16 protein-coding genes and 1 tRNA gene are annotated in these 14,872 nt (G+C 65.3%); 2 read left to right on the top strand and 15 right to left on the bottom strand.

Going from position 1 to position 14,872, the window contains the following annotated elements; translation table 11 throughout:
- The first annotated feature begins 153 nt into the window (after nt 1–153).
- Entirely contained in the window at nt 154–663 is a 510-nt protein-coding gene (locus DW352_RS19545) for a GNAT family N-acetyltransferase (protein ID WP_115692899.1), read from the top strand.
- Nucleotides 664–805: 142 nt separating this feature from the next.
- Here the strand turns inward: DW352_RS19545 and folD are convergent, their stop codons facing one another.
- Genes folD through DW352_RS19530 form a run of 3 tightly spaced genes read right to left on the bottom strand, consistent with a single transcriptional unit; the run spans nt 806 to nt 2,308 of the window.
- Entirely contained in the window at nt 806–1,690 is an 885-nt protein-coding gene (folD, locus tag DW352_RS19540; protein ID WP_115692898.1) for a bifunctional methylenetetrahydrofolate dehydrogenase/methenyltetrahydrofolate cyclohydrolase FolD, read from the bottom strand.
- Nucleotides 1,691–1,699: 9 nt separating this feature from the next.
- A complete protein-coding gene (locus DW352_RS19535; RefSeq protein WP_115692897.1) occupies nt 1,700–2,017 on the bottom strand; it encodes a DUF167 family protein in 318 nt (105 codons plus the stop codon).
- The gene (locus DW352_RS19530) at nt 2,018–2,308 is read right to left on the bottom strand and encodes a YggT family protein (RefSeq protein WP_115692896.1); all 291 of its coding nucleotides are present in this window, start codon (nt 2,306–2,308) and stop codon (nt 2,018–2,020) included.
- A 198-nt stretch (nt 2,309–2,506) separates the two neighbouring features.
- Here DW352_RS19530 and DW352_RS19525 point away from each other — a divergent pair.
- Nucleotides 2,507–2,582: transfer RNA gene (locus DW352_RS19525), tRNA-Ala, on the top strand.
- A 163-nt stretch (nt 2,583–2,745) separates the two neighbouring features.
- Here the strand turns inward: DW352_RS19525 and DW352_RS19520 are convergent.
- The 12 genes from DW352_RS19520 to DW352_RS19465 form a co-directional block, all read right to left on the bottom strand.
- Nucleotides 2,746–3,723, bottom strand: a complete 978-nt coding sequence (locus tag DW352_RS19520; RefSeq protein ID WP_115692895.1) for a Bug family tripartite tricarboxylate transporter substrate binding protein — start codon at nt 3,721–3,723, stop codon at nt 2,746–2,748.
- 238 nt (nt 3,724–3,961) lie between these two features.
- Nucleotides 3,962–5,404 (bottom strand): sensor histidine kinase, encoded by a 1,443-nt coding sequence (locus DW352_RS19515; RefSeq protein WP_115692894.1) that lies wholly within the window; start codon nt 5,402–5,404, stop codon nt 3,962–3,964.
- Between the two features lie 89 nt (nt 5,405–5,493).
- Complete coding sequence (locus DW352_RS19510; protein ID WP_115694505.1) at nt 5,494–6,216, bottom strand: glutamine amidotransferase; 723 nt, start codon at nt 6,214–6,216, stop codon at nt 5,494–5,496.
- A gap of 79 nt (nt 6,217–6,295) precedes the next feature.
- On the bottom strand, nt 6,296–7,096 hold the full coding sequence (locus tag DW352_RS19505) for an SDR family NAD(P)-dependent oxidoreductase (RefSeq protein ID WP_115692893.1): 801 nt from the start codon (nt 7,094–7,096) through the stop codon (nt 6,296–6,298).
- Between the two features lie 3 nt (nt 7,097–7,099).
- A complete protein-coding gene (locus DW352_RS19500) occupies nt 7,100–7,576 on the bottom strand; it encodes a tellurite resistance TerB family protein (RefSeq protein WP_115692892.1) in 477 nt (158 codons plus the stop codon).
- Between the two features lie 136 nt (nt 7,577–7,712).
- Nucleotides 7,713–8,297: a tetratricopeptide repeat protein gene (locus tag DW352_RS19495; protein WP_245434190.1), complete on the bottom strand. Its 585-nt coding sequence runs from the start codon at nt 8,295–8,297 to the stop codon at nt 7,713–7,715.
- Between the two features lie 82 nt (nt 8,298–8,379).
- Nucleotides 8,380–9,342, bottom strand: coding sequence for a type II secretion system F family protein (locus DW352_RS19490; protein WP_115692890.1), 963 nt, complete (start codon nt 9,340–9,342; stop codon nt 8,380–8,382).
- Between the two features lie 2 nt (nt 9,343–9,344).
- Complete coding sequence (locus tag DW352_RS19485) at nt 9,345–10,310, bottom strand: type II secretion system F family protein (RefSeq protein ID WP_115692889.1); 966 nt, start codon at nt 10,308–10,310, stop codon at nt 9,345–9,347.
- A 94-nt stretch (nt 10,311–10,404) separates the two neighbouring features.
- Entirely contained in the window at nt 10,405–11,826 is a 1,422-nt protein-coding gene (locus DW352_RS19480) for a TadA family conjugal transfer-associated ATPase (RefSeq protein ID WP_115692888.1), read from the bottom strand.
- Nucleotides 11,827–11,830: 4 nt separating this feature from the next.
- On the bottom strand, nt 11,831–13,045 hold the full coding sequence (locus tag DW352_RS19475; protein WP_162827068.1) for a CpaE/TadZ family protein: 1,215 nt from the start codon (nt 13,043–13,045) through the stop codon (nt 11,831–11,833).
- A gap of 8 nt (nt 13,046–13,053) precedes the next feature.
- A complete protein-coding gene (locus DW352_RS19470) occupies nt 13,054–13,395 on the bottom strand; it encodes a hypothetical protein (protein WP_115692886.1) in 342 nt (113 codons plus the stop codon).
- The gene (locus DW352_RS19465; protein ID WP_162827067.1) at nt 13,379–14,842 is read right to left on the bottom strand and encodes a type II and III secretion system protein family protein; all 1,464 of its coding nucleotides are present in this window, start codon (nt 14,840–14,842) and stop codon (nt 13,379–13,381) included. Before DW352_RS19465 ends, DW352_RS19470 begins: the two co-directional genes overlap by 17 nt.
- Nucleotides 14,843–14,872 lie beyond the last annotated feature (30 nt).

The raw sequence follows: 14,872 nt of genomic DNA, 5'->3' as shown, positions 1-14,872 counted from the left end.
CGCCCCGTTTATCAAGGCGTTCCTTTTTGGCACAGCGTACTTTATCAAGCAGCGCCAATGGCTCAGCGGCATATGTGGCCATTAATCCACACCGTTAACTGATCGTTTACGATAGGGCTTGAAGGCCCCCGGGTTCGTTGCTTCTATTCGCGCATGAGCACAACCCTGATCGAGATCCGCCGCGCCAAGACTTCGGACGCGGGTGACGTTGCGGCAACGCATGACGAGGCGTGGCGTACGGCCTATCAGGGCATCATCCCCGGCAACGAGCTCGACAAGCTGATCAACCGCCGTGGCCCCGAGTGGTGGGACTCGGCGATCCGCAAAGGCAGCCGTATCACCTTGCTGCAGTTCGGCGACCGCGTCGCCGGCTACGCCAATTACGGCCGCAACCGCGCGCGCAGCCTGTTCTACGACGGCGAGGTCTACGAGCTGTATCTGCGACCGGAGTTTCAGGGCCTCGGCTTCGGCCGCCGCCTGTTCAACGCGGCGCGTAAGGATCTGATGCAGAGCGGGCTCAAGAGCCTCGTGGTGTGGGCGCTTTCGGATAACGAGCCGGCGCTGGAATTCTATCGCGCGCTCGGCGGCCGCGCCGTCGCCCGCTCGTCGGAGCGCTTTGGCAGCAAGACGCTCGATAAAGTCGCCTACGCCTGGCAGGGCTGAGGCTTCGTCGCTTCCGTCATCAACTGAACCGGCTCCGTCATCCTGAGGTGTGAGCACGCCGACGGCGTGCGAGCCTCGAAGGATGAACGGCCTCGGCCGTCGCCCTTCGAGGGCCGCTACGCGGCCACCTCAGGGTGACGGATCAAAGGTTTAGCGCCGGCAATCCGTTGAGCGCGCGGGCGGCGCGGAGCGTATTCAGAAGCAGGCAGGCGATCGTCATCGGCCCCACACCGCCCGGCACCGGTGTAACGGCGCCAGCGACCTGCGCCGCCTCGGCAAAGGCCACGTCACCGACGATCTTCGATTTGCCCTCTTTGCCCGGCACGCGGTTGATGCCGACATCGATCACGATCGCGCCGGGCTTGATCCAGTCGCCGCGCACCATTTCGGGCCTGCCGATCGCCGCCACCAAAATATCGGCGCGCCGGCACACCGCCGGCAGATCGTGCGTCTTGGAATGGGCGACGGTGACCGTCGCGTTCTCCATCAGCAGCAGCTGCGCCACCGGCTTGCCGACGATGTTGGAGCGGCCGATCACCACCGCTTCCAGTCCCGCCAGCGACGGCCGCACCGACTTCGCCAGCATCACGCAACCGAGCGGCGTGCAGGGCGCCAGTGTCGGCAGGCCGCTCGCCAGGCGTCCGACATTGAGCGGATGGAAACCGTCGACATCCTTGCCGGGATCGATGGCCGAGATGATGCGATGCGAATCGATCTGCGGCGGCAGCGGCAACTGCACCAGAATGCCATGCACCGCAGGATCGGCATTGAGCGCGGCGATCAGGGCCAGCAGTTCGGCCTCGCTCGTCGTGACCGGCAGCTTCTTGTCGATGGCGCGCATGCCGGCTTCTGCGACGGCTTTCGCTTTCGTGCGGACATAGACTTCGCTCGCCGGATCCGCGCCGACCAGCACCACAGCGATGCCCGGCACGATGCCATGCGCCGCATTGAGATGCGCAACATCGGTGGCGATCTTGCCGCGCAATTGCGCCGCGATCGTTTTGCCGTCGATGATCGTCGCCGTCATGTGCTCCGACTATTCTGCCTTCACAAGCTCTTCCAGACGCGTTGTGAACTTTGTCGTATCCCCGGCGACCGTCAACCGCTTTACGCGCGCGGTCGCGCCTGCCGTCAACACCACGTCGCGCGGCGGCACGCCGAGCATCTTCGCGATCAACCGACAGAGCGCGTCGTTGGCTTCACCTTCGGTTGGCGCCGCACGCACGCGCACTTTCAGGACGCTGCGGCCATCGGCCAATCGATCGACGCCATCTATCGCATCGCGACCGCCCTTAGGCGTGAGCCGTACGGCCAACGCGATGCCACCGGGCACCGCCTGCCAGGGCGCCGTCACTTAGATGAACAGCTTGAGGTAGGCCCAGAAAATGAACTGCTTCAGGAACAGCAGCAGGATGATCAGAATGACCGGCGAGATGTCGATGCCGCCGAGATTCGGCAACATGTTGCGGATCGGCCGCAAGGCCGGCTCCGTCACCCGATAGAGAAATTCGCCGATATTGTTGACGATCGGGTTGCGCGTGTTGACCACATTGAACGCGATCAGCCAGGACAATACGGCCGACGCGATCATGATCCAGATGTAGATATCGATGATCGTATCAATGAGCCATAAAAAGGGGTTCATCGCGTGCTCCGTCGGTGGCAGGGGTGACGAATAACCGCTCGGCTGCCTCAGGGAAAGGGGGCACGCGGGTGCCGGTGTCCGCCGCCCCAGGCGCGGCGGCCGGAGCGTCCTTGACAGGCCAAACAGCCGGCCCTAAATGGCGCCCACTTGCGGAAATACCGGGCGGTGCCGTCTTCGGCATCCGCTCAAGCGTCGGTTGGGGCCATAGCTCAGCTGGGAGAGCGCCTCGTTCGCAATGAGGAGGTCGGCGGTTCGATCCCGCCTGGCTCCACCAACCTTCGCCCGCTTCGTGAGCTCCCGCGAGCCGGCCGGCCTGCAAGGACCTTTCCACACATCCGGACTCAAGAAGCGCGCCGCTGTGCGCCCGCGGCCAGTCGCGCGGCGAAGGCCGGCGAGCGACCGCCGGCCCCGGGCATGTCGGCGACCCTGCCCTCCCCTTATTCCGGTTTGAGCTTGGCCGCTTTGACCACCGCCGCCCATTTGTCGGTCTCGGCGGCGATGAATGTCTTGAAGTCGGCTGGAGAGCCACCCATCGGCCGCGTGTCCATCTCGGTCAGGCGCGTCTTGACCGCCTCGTCGGCGAGAATCGCGTTGACCGTCTTGTTCAGGATGGCGACCACCTCCGGCGGCGTGTTCTTAGGCGCGGCAAGGCCCATCCAGAAGCTGGCCTCGAAGCCCGGCACGAACTTGCTCAGCGGCGGCACGTCCGGCAACTGAAGCGAGCCGGCGTCGGTGCTCACACCGAGCGCCCTGAGCTTACCCGCCCGCACGAACTCGCGCGACGACGGCACCGTGGTGAAGATCATCTGCACCTGGCCACCCACGGTGTCGCCGAGCGCGGCGCCCGCGCCCCGGTACGGTACGTGGACGAAATCGACGCCGGCCTTGGTGCGGAAAAGCTCGGCGACCATGTGCGGCCCGGTGCCGACGCCGGGCGACGCCAATGTGAGCTTGCCGGGATTGGCCTTCATATAGGCGATCAGCTCCGGCACCGTGCTCGCCGGAACCGAGGGATTGACCTCCAGCACCTGCGGCGTGCGCGCGATCGCCACGACCGGCTCGAGGTCGCGCAGGAAGTTATAATTCAGCTTCTCGTAAAGCGACGCATTGATCGCATCGTTGGGGGCGACCAGCAGCAGCGTGTAGCCATCGGGCGCCGCCTTGGCGACGGTGTCGGTGCCCATGTTGCCGCCGGCACCCGCCTTGTTCTCGACGATGAAGCGCTGACCGAGGCGATCCGACAGCCATTGCGCGAACAGGCGCGCGACGATGTCCGGCGCGCCGCCCGGCGAAAAGCCGACGACGATGCGGACAGGCCGTGCCGGATAGGTTTCGGCATGCGCCCAGCGCGGCAACGCCGCGGCACCGAGAACACCGCCACCGATATTGAGAAGCGTACGACGCGACAATTCCATTTGGACATTTCCCCCTTTATTGGCCACCTGACTAGCGTCCGGAAGGAAACGTCGCAATCGATGGCGTGCACGGCCGCGACGATTATGTGTGACCTGTCGACGCGCACGGTACCGACGTACAGAAAGATAGAACGTAGCGCCCGGCCTTTGCAGCCAAAGCGTGCGAGCGCAGCGCCAAGCCGCGCGCACTCTCCCATCTGCTGCGACTGAAGCGCGCGGCCAGCGGCCCGTCCCTGCGTTACGCCGCCGCTTCCAGAGGAACGACGATTTCGCAGCGCAAGCCCGCCGGCGCAAAGTGCAGCTTGGCGCTGCCACCCAGCTCGGCGGCGATGCTGCCTTCAATCAATTTGGAGCCGAAGCTGCGCTGCGCGGGCTCTACGACCGGCGGCCCGCCCTGCTCCACCCAATCGATCCGCAACTGCCGCCGGCCATCCGCCTCGACCGCTTGCCACGTGATCTCGACGCGGCCGCTCGGCGCCGACAGCGCGCCGTATTTGGCGGCGTTGGTCGCCAGTTCGTGCATCGCCATGGCCAGCGTCAGCACGATGCGCGGCCGCAGCACCACATTCTCGCCGCGGAGCACGACCCGTTCCGGCACCGTGCCGAGGTAAGGCCCGAAGCTCGCCGACAACAGACCGCGCAAGTCGGCGCTTTCCCAGTGATGCTGCGTGAGCTGATCGTGCGCCTTCGACAGCGCGATCAATCGGCCTTCGAAGCGCTCGCGGAAAATCGCGGGCGTCACGGCTCCGCGCGCGGTTTGCGCCGCCAGCGACTGCACCGTGGCGAGGGTGTTCTTCACGCGGTGATTCAGTTCGTCGATGAGAAGCTTCTGCCGCTGCTCGGCCGCCTTGCGTTCGGTGATATCCTGCACCACGCGCACGACGTAGAGAAGCTGACCGTCGGCCGCGCGCACCGGGGAGGAACGCACCGCGATCCAGATGATGCGGCCGTCCTTGCGGATGAGCCGCTTCTCCACCGAATAGAATTCGAGCTTGCCCGAGACCTGTTCCTCGAAGGCGGCGCGATCGATGTCGCTGTCGTCCGGATGCGTGTGACGGAACAGCCAACCCGACAGCATCTCGTCACGGCTGTGCCCGGTGATCGCGCACATCGCTTCGTTGACCCGCAACAGCTGCCCGTTCGGCGCGATCTCGCTGATGCCGATCGCCACATGCTCGTAGGTGGCGGCCAGACGCTGCTCCTGCTCCAGCACGTGCAGGCGCGATTGCTCGAGCGCCGCGTCCATGCGCTTGCGCTCGGTGATGTCGAGGAAACAGTTCACCGCGCCGACGAGCTCGCCCCTGGCGTTGCGCAAAGGATCGATATTCACGGACACGATGATCGTCGTCCCGTCCGGCCGCTCGACGATGCGCTCCGCGTCTCGTATCGAACGCCCGGTCGCGAGCACGTCGGACAGCAGCGAGCGCGCCATCGGCGTGCCGTCCGCCTCGCGATAGCGCGTATTTTCGTTAAATTGCTCGTGCGTCTGACCGGGCCTGGGCGTCCGGCCCCAGATCTCAACCGCGCGCTGGTTGTATTGCAGGATGGTGCCGCGCGCATCGGTGATGAAGGTCGCGACCGGCAAGAGGTCGAGCACGCCGTCCGACCCACGCAGGATCGCGGTAAGGGCGGCGGTGATCGGACGCGGCGGCGGGCGTCCGGTATCGCTCGCGTCCAACATCCACGCGCCTCCTCGCGTACGCCCTCGACCGCCCCCAAGGACAAACCGAGCAAGCCATCCGGTGATTTGTCAAGCCGCCCGGCAGCGCCTCAGGAAGCGATCGCGCGCTGCGCCGCGACCGCCGGCTTGCGGCCGATCCAACAATCGATGAAGGCGGCCAGCCAGTTCATCGCCGCCGGATCGTAGACGAAGCGGTCGGCGATGTGCTCATGCCGCTGCTTGGTACCCGGCAGATCCATGCGATGGGCGCCGCGCACCAGCCAACGATACATCATCGCATGCGTCACTTCGGGATGGAACTGTAGCGCATAGCCGGTGCCGTAGCGGAACGCCTGCACCGAGAAGGCGTCGCCCTCAGCAAGCAGTTCGCCGCCGGCCGGCAGCTCGAAGCCCTCGCGGTGCCATTGATAGACGCGGTCCGGCCACTCGGCGCACAGCGCGCGGCCAACGTCCGTCGGACGGATCGGATAGTAGCCGACCTCGGCGTGACCTTGCGGATGCGGCGAGACGCGCGCGCCGAGTTGACGCGCCATCATCTGCGCGCCGAGACAGATGCCGAGATAAGGCTTCTTGTCGCGCAGCGGCACGGCGATCCAGTCGATCTCGCGTTTGACGAACTCGTCGTCGTCATTGGCGCTCTGGGGCCCGCCGAAGATCACCGCGCCGGCATGATCGTCCATGCTCTCCGGCAACGGATCGCCGAAACGAGGGCGGCGGATGTCGAGGGGATAGCCGAGCTTCGCCAGCACCTGACCGACACGGCCGGGGGAAGAGTGCTCCTGGTGCAGGACGAGGATGACGGGCTTCAGCATGGCGTCCGTTGCGCGAAAACCGCGCAACAAAGTAGTAAGCTGTTCGCTGCGGTTTGCAACCGCAGGCGGCGGCCAGCCGCTATGTGCCCTGCGCGGCCTGGCGGCGTTTCTGCCGCGCGGCGATCGCTTGTAGCAACCTGCGCCGCGGCACGAGCTGGACGGCCACCGTGACGGCCCTGTTGACGAGACCGGGGATGACCACGCGCCGGCCGGCCATCAGGCCCCGATAACCGGCGTCGGCGACTGCCTCCGGCGAGCGCAGCAACACCGGGGGCGAATGGGCTTCGTCGACCCCGGCGCGGGCGGCAAACTCGGTCTGCACCGGGCCGGGGCAAAGTGCGGTGACGCGGATACCGCGCGGCTTGAGCTCGCAGTGGAGGGCTTCGGTGAAGGACAGCACATAGGCCTTGGTCGCGTAATAGACGGCCGAGCCGGGGCCCGGCATGAAACTGGCGATCGACGCGACGTTGAGCAGGCCGCCACGATGGCGGGCAAGCGGATCGACAAAGGCGAGCGACAGGTCGGTCAGCGTGCGAACGTTGAGGTCGATCATCGCGAGCTGCTCCTCGCGGTCGTGCTCGATCACCGGACCGACGAGGCCGAAGCCGGCATTGTTGACCATGAACTGCGGCTCGGCGCCCTGCGCCGCGAGCGCCGCACCGATGCGGGCGCCCGCGCCCGCCACCGCGAGATCGTCGACGATCACCAGCGGCCGGCTGACGCCCTTGGCGCCGATCTCGTCGGCCAAGGCGTTGAGCCGGTCGGCCCGTCGCGCCACCAGCGCAAGTTCATGGCCGGCCCGCCCAAACACCTGCGCCAGCGCGACGCCGATGCCGGCCGAAGCACCAGTGATCACCGTGACGGGGCGCAGGCCGCTCATACGTCAGTTGTTCTCTTCTTCTTGGGTCTTGAGACCCGACACGCGCTCGCGTAGCGCGATGCGTTCCTCGCCCGGCACATGCAACAGATCGGCCGCGCGCCAGATCAGATTATCCTCGAACTCGGTCGCGGCGCCATCGGCAAACACGATCTGCCACATCATCTCGACCACGCGCGCGCGCCCCTTCTCGTCGAGCGAACGATTGAGCCGGGCGGTGAAGTGGTAAAGGTCGATCGCCTGCTCGTCGGCTTCGATCGCTTCGGCCACCAGTTCGTCGGTCGCCTCGTCGTCGAGCTCGAAGCGCTGCTTGATCACCTCGTGCAGCCGGGTGCGCTCGGGCTCCGAGATGCTGCCGTCGATCGCGGCGGTATGCACCAGCAGCGCGGCCGCGGCGACGCGGTAATCGTTTTCCTCGAAACGGCTCGGGTGCTTGCCGTCCTCGGTCAGGTCGGCAAGCAGCTTACGGACAGCCTCGAACATTCACGGACCTACGGTTTTGCCTCACGCACGCCCCCGGGGAGGGACACCCTTATGTATGGGTAAACGCGTCCGGCCGGAAGCCGCGGGACGCCCCAAACGGTCCGTTCCATTGTGAAAAATCGGAAAGGTTCGGCGCCTACTCGACCGCTTTGGCCTCGCCGGCACTGGCGGCGAGCAGCTGCAGATTGTTCTGCACGAAGCGGTTGGCGGGATCTTTCCGCTGCGCCATCAGCAACGTTTGCCGCGCGCGCTTGAGATCACCGCGCAGCATGTAGGAGTAGCCCTGGTTGTTCAGGATCTCGACCGTCGGCCCAACAAGGCGGATCGCCTCGCTATAGGCGCGGTCGGCCAGGTCGAAACGGCGCAGCCGGTCGTAGGCGGCAGCCAGCCCGATCCAGGACTCGGCGTCGCGCGGATGCAATTCGACGGCACGGCGGAAGTAGCGCTCGGCCATGCCGTAGTTGCCGACGCGGAAATATTTCTTGCCCTGGTTGAGATCGTCGCCAGGATTGCCGCCGAACAAGCCTGGCTCGGTCGTGGTGGTATCACCGGTGGGCAGCGCCTCGGCTTTGGCGATGTCAGGCGAAGCCGACGCAAAAGCATCGCTACCGTCGCTCTTGAGGCCGAGCCCGTCCGATTGCGTGGTGGTCAGGGCGTTGCAGCCGGCGAGCCATAGGCCGAGAGCTGCGATCACCAGCGTGCGGGGCATTAGAATACGCATCACGAGCCTACCGGAGACGCCGGACCTTTCGAGCTTAGGAAACCGCAGTTAACAAACCTTCCCCGCATCTTCCTCGCCGACATCAGTGCGCGCCACCGGTCAGCCGGACCACGACGGGCAGCAGGATCACCACGAAGATGACAGGGAATATGCAGATCATCATCGGCAAAGAGAGCTTGGCCGGCAGCGCATAGGCCTTCTCCTCCGCACGCGACAGGCGCTTGTGCCGCATATCCTCCGAATAAACGCGCAGTGCGTCCGTGATCGAGGAGCCGAGATCGATCGACTGATTGATCAAGGTCGCGAAGGCGCGCGCTTCTTCCAACGCCAGGCGCTCGGCAAAGCGCTCGAGCGCTTCCTTCAGGTTACGGCCGGCGCGGATTTCGAGGTTGGTAATGTGAATGTTCGACGTGAGCGACGGATAGCTCTCACCCAGTTCGCGCCCGACGCGTTCGAGCGCGGCTTCCATCGACAGGCCGGAATCGGCGCAGACCACGAGCAGATCCATAAAGTCCGGAAAGCCGGATTGGTGCTCGACTTTACGGGCCGCGATGCGCCGGTCGAGATACATGCTCGGGCCGACATAACCGACGATGCCGGCGCCCATCACCATCATCCAGAACATGCCGCCGGTGACCGGCCGAAACAGCGGCAGCAGCAGAAACAGCGCCGTGGCAAGACCGACCGCCAGCGCGGTGCGGATCAGAAAGAAGAAGGCGACGCCGCGCGGATCGTAGATGCCGGCCTGGACAAGGCGCTGGCGCAGCACCTTCATGGCGCCGTCGTCGCTCGCGGCATAGTGCTTGTTGGTGTAATCGATGAGCCGCGCCACCGCCTTGACGCTGGAATGGCGCAGCGACCGGCTCGGCGTGCGTGCGCTGTCGTCCACGAGCCGCGCCGCGCGGCGCTTGACCGCTCCCCGCACGCGCACCACCGCCATGAGCGAGAATGCCAGAATGCCGGCCGTCAAGAAAACCAGAATGCCGAGCATCAGGCTGCTGCCGTCGCTAAACATCGTGGCGAAGATGGAAGCGGCTGTGTCCATCGTCAGATCTTGAAGTTGACCATGCGGTACATGATGAAGTTGCCGATGCCCATCCAGGCCCCGGCGCCGGCCAGCGCGATCTTGGTCAGGCTCTCGTGCCAGACGCTGGCGTAGAAGTCTGGCACCATGAAATTGATCACGCCGAACATCAGGATCGGCAGCGACGACAGGATCAGCGCCGAGGCGCGGCCTTCCGCCGCCAACGAGCGGATCTTGCGGCGCATCTTGAAACGCTGGCGGATGACAGATGACAGGTTTTCGAGAATCTCGCCGAGATTGCCGCCGGTCGAGCCTTGAATCGCCACCGCGGTGACGAACAGCGGCAGATCGTCGGTGCCGACACGATAGTAGAGGTTGCGCATGGCGCCTTCGAGGTCGGCGCCGTAAGTGATCTCGTCGGTGACGAGGCCGAACTCGCTGCCGACCGGATCGGCCATTTCACGCGCCACCATATTGATGGCGACCGGCACCGGATGGCCGGCGCGCAGCGAACGCACGATGATGTCGATCGCATCGGGGAACTGCGCGCCGAACTTCTTCTGGCGCCGCGCCCGCATGAACTTGAGCAGCATCAGCGGCAGCACGAACCCGCCGAAGACGGCGCCGAACAGCGCATGCGAAATCTTGCCGTCGAACATCATGGTGCCGACGAAAGAGCCGACCGCCAGCACCAGCACGATGAGCACCAACTTGCCGAGACCGATGGTCAGACCCGACTGCAGCAGCAGTTGATTGAGATTGACCAGCGGCAGCCGGTAGTCGCCGCTGGCGGTCAGGCCGCGTTCGCGGCGGAGCTGCACCAGCACATCCTCGCGGCTCGTCTTGCTGGCATCGATGATCTTGAGGCGGCGGTTGATGTTCTTGCGGTAGGACGCCTTGTTGTAGAACAGCAGATAGGCGCCTTCCGCCAGCATCGCCGCCGACAGGCCGATCAGGATGTAGAAGAGATAGATCGGGTCGAAGTTCATGAAGCTCACCGCTCATTCCCGCGCGAGTCCAGCCCGGCCTTTCGGAGAAGGAGAGACGGATGCCCGCTTGCGCGGGCATGAGCGGAGACGGTGCTCATAGCGGCTGCGACGGGTCGAAGTAGCTGCCGGGAATTTTGATGCCCATGGTCGAGAGATGCGACAGGAAGCGCGGGCGCACGCCGGTCGCCTGGAAGTGACCCTCGACACTGCCGTCCGGCTTGGTGCCGGTGCGCACATATTTGAAGATCTCCTGCATCTGGATGATATCACCCTCGAGCCCGGTGATCTCGGCGATCGACGTCACCTTGCGTTTGCCGTCCGACTGACGCGAAAGCTGCACGATAAGGCCGACGGCGTTGGCGATCTGACCGCGGATCGAGGCGACGGTCATCGGCAAGCCGGCCATGCCGATCATCTGCTCGAGACGCGTGACGGCGTCGCGCGGCGTGTTCGCGTGGATGGTCGCCATCGAGCCCTCGTGGCCCGTGTTCATCGCCTGCAGCATGTCGAAAGCTTCCTCGCCGCGGCACTCACCGAGGATGATGCGGTCGGGACGCATACGCAGGGCGTTCTTGACGAGATCGCGCTGACGGATCTCGCCTTTGCCTTCGATGTTCGGCGGCCGCGTCTCCATGCGACCGACATGCGGCTGCTGCAACTGCAGTTCGGCGGCGTCCTCGATGGTGAGCAAGCGCTCCTTCTCCGAGATGAAGGCGGACAGCGCGTTCAGCATCGTCGTCTTGCCGGAGCCGGTGCCGCCCGAAATGATGGTCGAGATGCGGGCGCGCACCGCCGCGGCGAGCACTTCCGCCATCGGCGGCCGCAACGCGTCGACCTCGACCAGGCGCGAGAGGTCGAGCTTCTTCTTGGAGAACTTACGGATCGAGACCAGCGGCCCGTCGACGCCGATCGGCCGCACCGCGACGTTGACGCGCGAGCCGTCCTGCAGACGCGCGTCGCAGAGCGGGTGCGATTCGTCGACGCGCCGGCCGACCGCCGAGACGATCTTGTTGATGATGCGCAACAGATGCTGCTCGTCCTTGAAGCGCACCGGCAGCGGCTCGAGCATGCCATGACGCTCGACATAGACGCATTCATGACCGTTGATCAGGATATCGGCGATGCTCGGGTCTTTAAGCAACGGCTCAAGCGGACCAAGCCCCGTCATCTCGTCGAGGATTTCCGAGACGAAGTCCGCAAGCTCCTGCGCGTTGAGCGCAAGCCGCTCGGAAAGCACATATTGCGACACGAGCCCCGTCACGTGCCGCCGCACCTCTTCCTCCGGCAGTTTATCGATGGCCGAGAGGTTGATCTCCTCGATCAGCTTGCGGTGCAGGCGCACTTTGGCATCGAGCAGCTTGCCGCTGAGCAGCGGATTGGCCGGCTGCAACGGCGGCGCCTCGACCGGCGACGCTTCCGGCAGGACGCTGAAGGTCACGAGCGGCGCCGGCGGCGGCGCCTCGGCAACGGCGGCGGGCTCGGATGCGGCTGCGCGTTTGCTGAAACGGCCGGACATGACGCTAACCCGCCAAAGAGAGTTTGAGCTTCTTCAAGAGCGGCACCGGTTTGCCTTCGGCCGCGCGGTTCTGCTCGATCACCAGCTTCTTGAGCTGCGCGGTGATCTTGTTGCCGGCCTTGACCTCATCGAGCGGGACGCCGCGATCGATCGCCTCGCGCACCAGCGCGTAATCGTTGGGGATCGCACTGACGAAGGCGTCACCCATGGTCTGCTGGATGTCGCTCATGCCGAGGCCCGACGCGAACATCTTCTGCGCGAAGCGGTTGACGATAACCTGCGGCTGCGGCCCGCCGTCGAGCCGCTCCTTGATCGCGGCCACCAGCTGCTTGGCATGACGCAGGCCCGGCACCGTCGTCTCGCTCACGATGTAAAGCTTGTTAGAGCCGAGCAGCACGCTGTCGGTCCAGGCAAACCAGGTGCGCGGCATGTCGAAGACGACATACTCGAAATGGCTCGACACCAGATCGAGCAGACGCGTCACGACATCCGGATCGAACGAGCGCATCTCGGCCGGCCGGTTCGGCGCCGCGACCACGGCGAGGCCTGATGCATGATGCGAGAGCATCACCTCGAGCAATTGCCGGTCGAGACGGTCCGGGCTCGGCTCGATTTCGGCGAGGTTCAGCCTGGGTTCGAGATCGAGATAATCGGCGATCGCGCCATGCTGGAAGTCGAGGTCGACGAGACAGGTCGACGGCTTGTTACGCGGACCGCCGCTGCCCAGCAGCAACATGGCCGTCTGCACCGCGAGCGTCGTCGCACCGGCGCCGCCTACCGCCGACAGAAACGTATAGATCTGCGCCTCGGTCGTCGGCGCGCCGGCCGACTTTGCCGCGCGGGCGCAGGCGCGCACCAGATCGATCGGCTGGATCGGCTTGAGCAGGAAGTCCGAGACGCGCATCTGCATCAGCGTGCGCGCGACGGCGGCATCGAAGCTCTGCGTGATGGCGATGACCGGCACCGCCGCGCCGAGCCGCACACTCAGCCGCCCCAGGGCATCGAGCGCGCCGGGCTGCGCGTCGTCACAGTCGACCACCACCACGGCGGCGCCGTCGACATTCAGCTTTGCACCCTGGTCGGCAATGCTGCCCGCGAGCAGCACGAGATCAATCGCCTTCGCCGCGCCGAAAGTCGAACGCACGACGCCGGCGAATTCGGCATCGGGCGTCAGAACGACGACACGCGTGCTCGGATTGGAGTTTGAGGCCATGGTCACCGTCGCGGTTACTTGGTGGCGCCCGATTGGTTGACGGTCGGCCCCAGCGGCGTGTTGTTGTTGCCGTTGTTCTGCTGCTGATAGGTGGTCGAGGTGCCGGTGCCGCTCGGCGAGATGACGCGGCCCGTGCGATAGCGCGCCACGGCCGTCTGCATGACCTCGCCGTTGAAGGCGATGTTGCGGTTGGCGGCGTGCGGCGGCCATGGATCGACCATCTGCACGACCTTGTCGTTCTGCACGGCGTTGCCGCCGTATTCGGAAATCATGTCGCGCCGGTCGGTGTATTCCGAGCAGCCGGCGAGCGCGCCGGCGATCACCAGAACGGCCGCCAGCTTACTGAATGGCGCCATCGGAAATTCCCCCCTTCGGCAGATCGAGCATGTGGCCGGTGAACGGCCGGCTTTCGGCTTTGGCAAAGTGCGACTGCTGCGCGCCGCCGATGCGCGCCTCGGACGGTGCAATCTCGGTCTTGCCCATCAGGAAGAAGTCGACGTCGTTCGGCGGCGCCGTGTCTTCGGCCGGCGACTTGATGTTGTCGCCCGGCCGTCCCGGCCGCACGAGGCGTGGCGTCACGATGATGACGAGGTCCGTCTGGTTCTTCTGATAGGACTTCGATGAGAACAACGTGCCGAGCACGGGCACGGTGCCGAGCCACGGCAGTTGCTCGACCTGGTTCTGATTGACCGTCTGCAGCAGGCCACCGATGGCGAAGCTCTGACCGTCGCGCAGCTCGACCGTGGTCGCGGCCCGCCGCACGGTCAGCGCCGGCACGGACACGCCGTTCACCACCTGAATCGTGTGGTTCGTATCGATCTGACTCACCTCGGGCTCGATCTTGAGATTGATCAGGCCGCGGCTGAGAACGGTCGGCGTGAAGGCGAGGCCGACGCCGTATTTCTTGTAGGCGACCGTGATCTGCCCGAACGTGCCGGCGATCGGGATCGGATACTCACCGCCCGCGAGGAAACTCGCGGTGTCGCCGGACAAAGCGACGAGGTTCGGCTCGGCCAAGCTGCGCGCAATGCCGCGCTGCTCGAGCGCTTGAAGCATGACGTCGGTCGTCGAGCCGTTTGCCACGATCCGACCGAGGATGAAGCCGAAGGGCGCCGCGCCGGAAATCAGCCCCGCCGCTTGCTCCGTCGTCGCCAACACCGGCAGGCCGTTGGTGCGGTTGCCGACGTTGGTGATGCTCTGTTCGCCGAAGCGGTTCCACTGCACCCCGAGCTCGCGGCCGGCGTTGCGCGAGATTTCGATGAAGCGCACCTCGAGCATCACCTGCTGCGGTGAGGCCACCGACACGGCATTGATGATCTCGGGTCCAAACTGACGCGCGATGGTCACCGCCTGATCGAGCGTCGGCGCATCGGTGACTTCGCCCGACAGCATAATGCGGCCGTTGACCGGCGAGACACGCAGACGCGATCCCGGGAAACGACGATTGAGCTCGTTGGTCAGCCGCGTGACGTCGTAGGTCACCTCGATATCGAAGATGCCAACGAGCTTCTTGTTCTCGGCATAGACCGACACGCGGGTGGTGCCGATCTTCTTGCCGAGAATCGACAGCGACTGATCAGTGAGCGGGTTGACGTCGGCAATGTCGGGGTCGCTGACGATGACGTCGACGAAGCCCTTTTCGGTGTGCACGTCCTGCGACTTGCCGACGGCGACCGTAAGTGCCGTCGTGCGCCCCGTGCCACCGACCCTGATTTCGCGCGTCTGCGCCGGGGCGTTCGCCGCGATGAGCAGCGTCAAGGCCAGCGTCAGCGCCCAGGCGGCCCATGTCTTCTTGATAGTCACGATGGATCTCACAGTTCTTGTGATCGTTGC

This window comes from Pseudolabrys taiwanensis (assembly GCF_003367395.1).
In the GTDB taxonomy this organism is placed as follows: Bacteria; Pseudomonadota; Alphaproteobacteria; order Rhizobiales; family Xanthobacteraceae; genus Pseudolabrys; species Pseudolabrys taiwanensis.
This window is presented reverse-complemented; position numbering and strand designations above follow the sequence as displayed.

Coding starts and splice junctions, on each gene's coding strand:
- DW352_RS19545 (WP_115692899.1), top strand. CDS start 154: ATGAGCACAACCCTGATCGAGATCCGCCGCGCCAAGACTTCGGACGCG.
- folD (WP_115692898.1), bottom strand. CDS start 1,690: ATGACGGCGACGATCATCGACGGCAAAACGATCGCGGCGCAATTGCGC.
- DW352_RS19530 (WP_115692896.1), bottom strand. CDS start 2,308: ATGAACCCCTTTTTATGGCTCATTGATACGATCATCGATATCTACATC.
- DW352_RS19520 (WP_115692895.1), bottom strand. CDS start 3,723: ATGGAATTGTCGCGTCGTACGCTTCTCAATATCGGTGGCGGTGTTCTC.
- DW352_RS19515 (WP_115692894.1), bottom strand. CDS start 5,404: ATGTTGGACGCGAGCGATACCGGACGCCCGCCGCCGCGTCCGATCACC.
- DW352_RS19510 (WP_115694505.1), bottom strand. CDS start 6,216: ATGCTGAAGCCCGTCATCCTCGTCCTGCACCAGGAGCACTCTTCCCCC.
- DW352_RS19505 (WP_115692893.1), bottom strand. CDS start 7,096: ATGAGCGGCCTGCGCCCCGTCACGGTGATCACTGGTGCTTCGGCCGGC.
- DW352_RS19500 (WP_115692892.1), bottom strand. CDS start 7,576: ATGTTCGAGGCTGTCCGTAAGCTGCTTGCCGACCTGACCGAGGACGGC.
- DW352_RS19495 (WP_245434190.1), bottom strand. CDS start 8,297: ATGCGTATTCTAATGCCCCGCACGCTGGTGATCGCAGCTCTCGGCCTA.
- DW352_RS19490 (WP_115692890.1), bottom strand. CDS start 9,342: ATGGACACAGCCGCTTCCATCTTCGCCACGATGTTTAGCGACGGCAGC.
- DW352_RS19485 (WP_115692889.1), bottom strand. CDS start 10,310: ATGAACTTCGACCCGATCTATCTCTTCTACATCCTGATCGGCCTGTCG.
- DW352_RS19480 (WP_115692888.1), bottom strand. CDS start 11,826: ATGTCCGGCCGTTTCAGCAAACGCGCAGCCGCATCCGAGCCCGCCGCC.
- DW352_RS19470 (WP_115692886.1), bottom strand. CDS start 13,395: ATGGCGCCATTCAGTAAGCTGGCGGCCGTTCTGGTGATCGCCGGCGCG.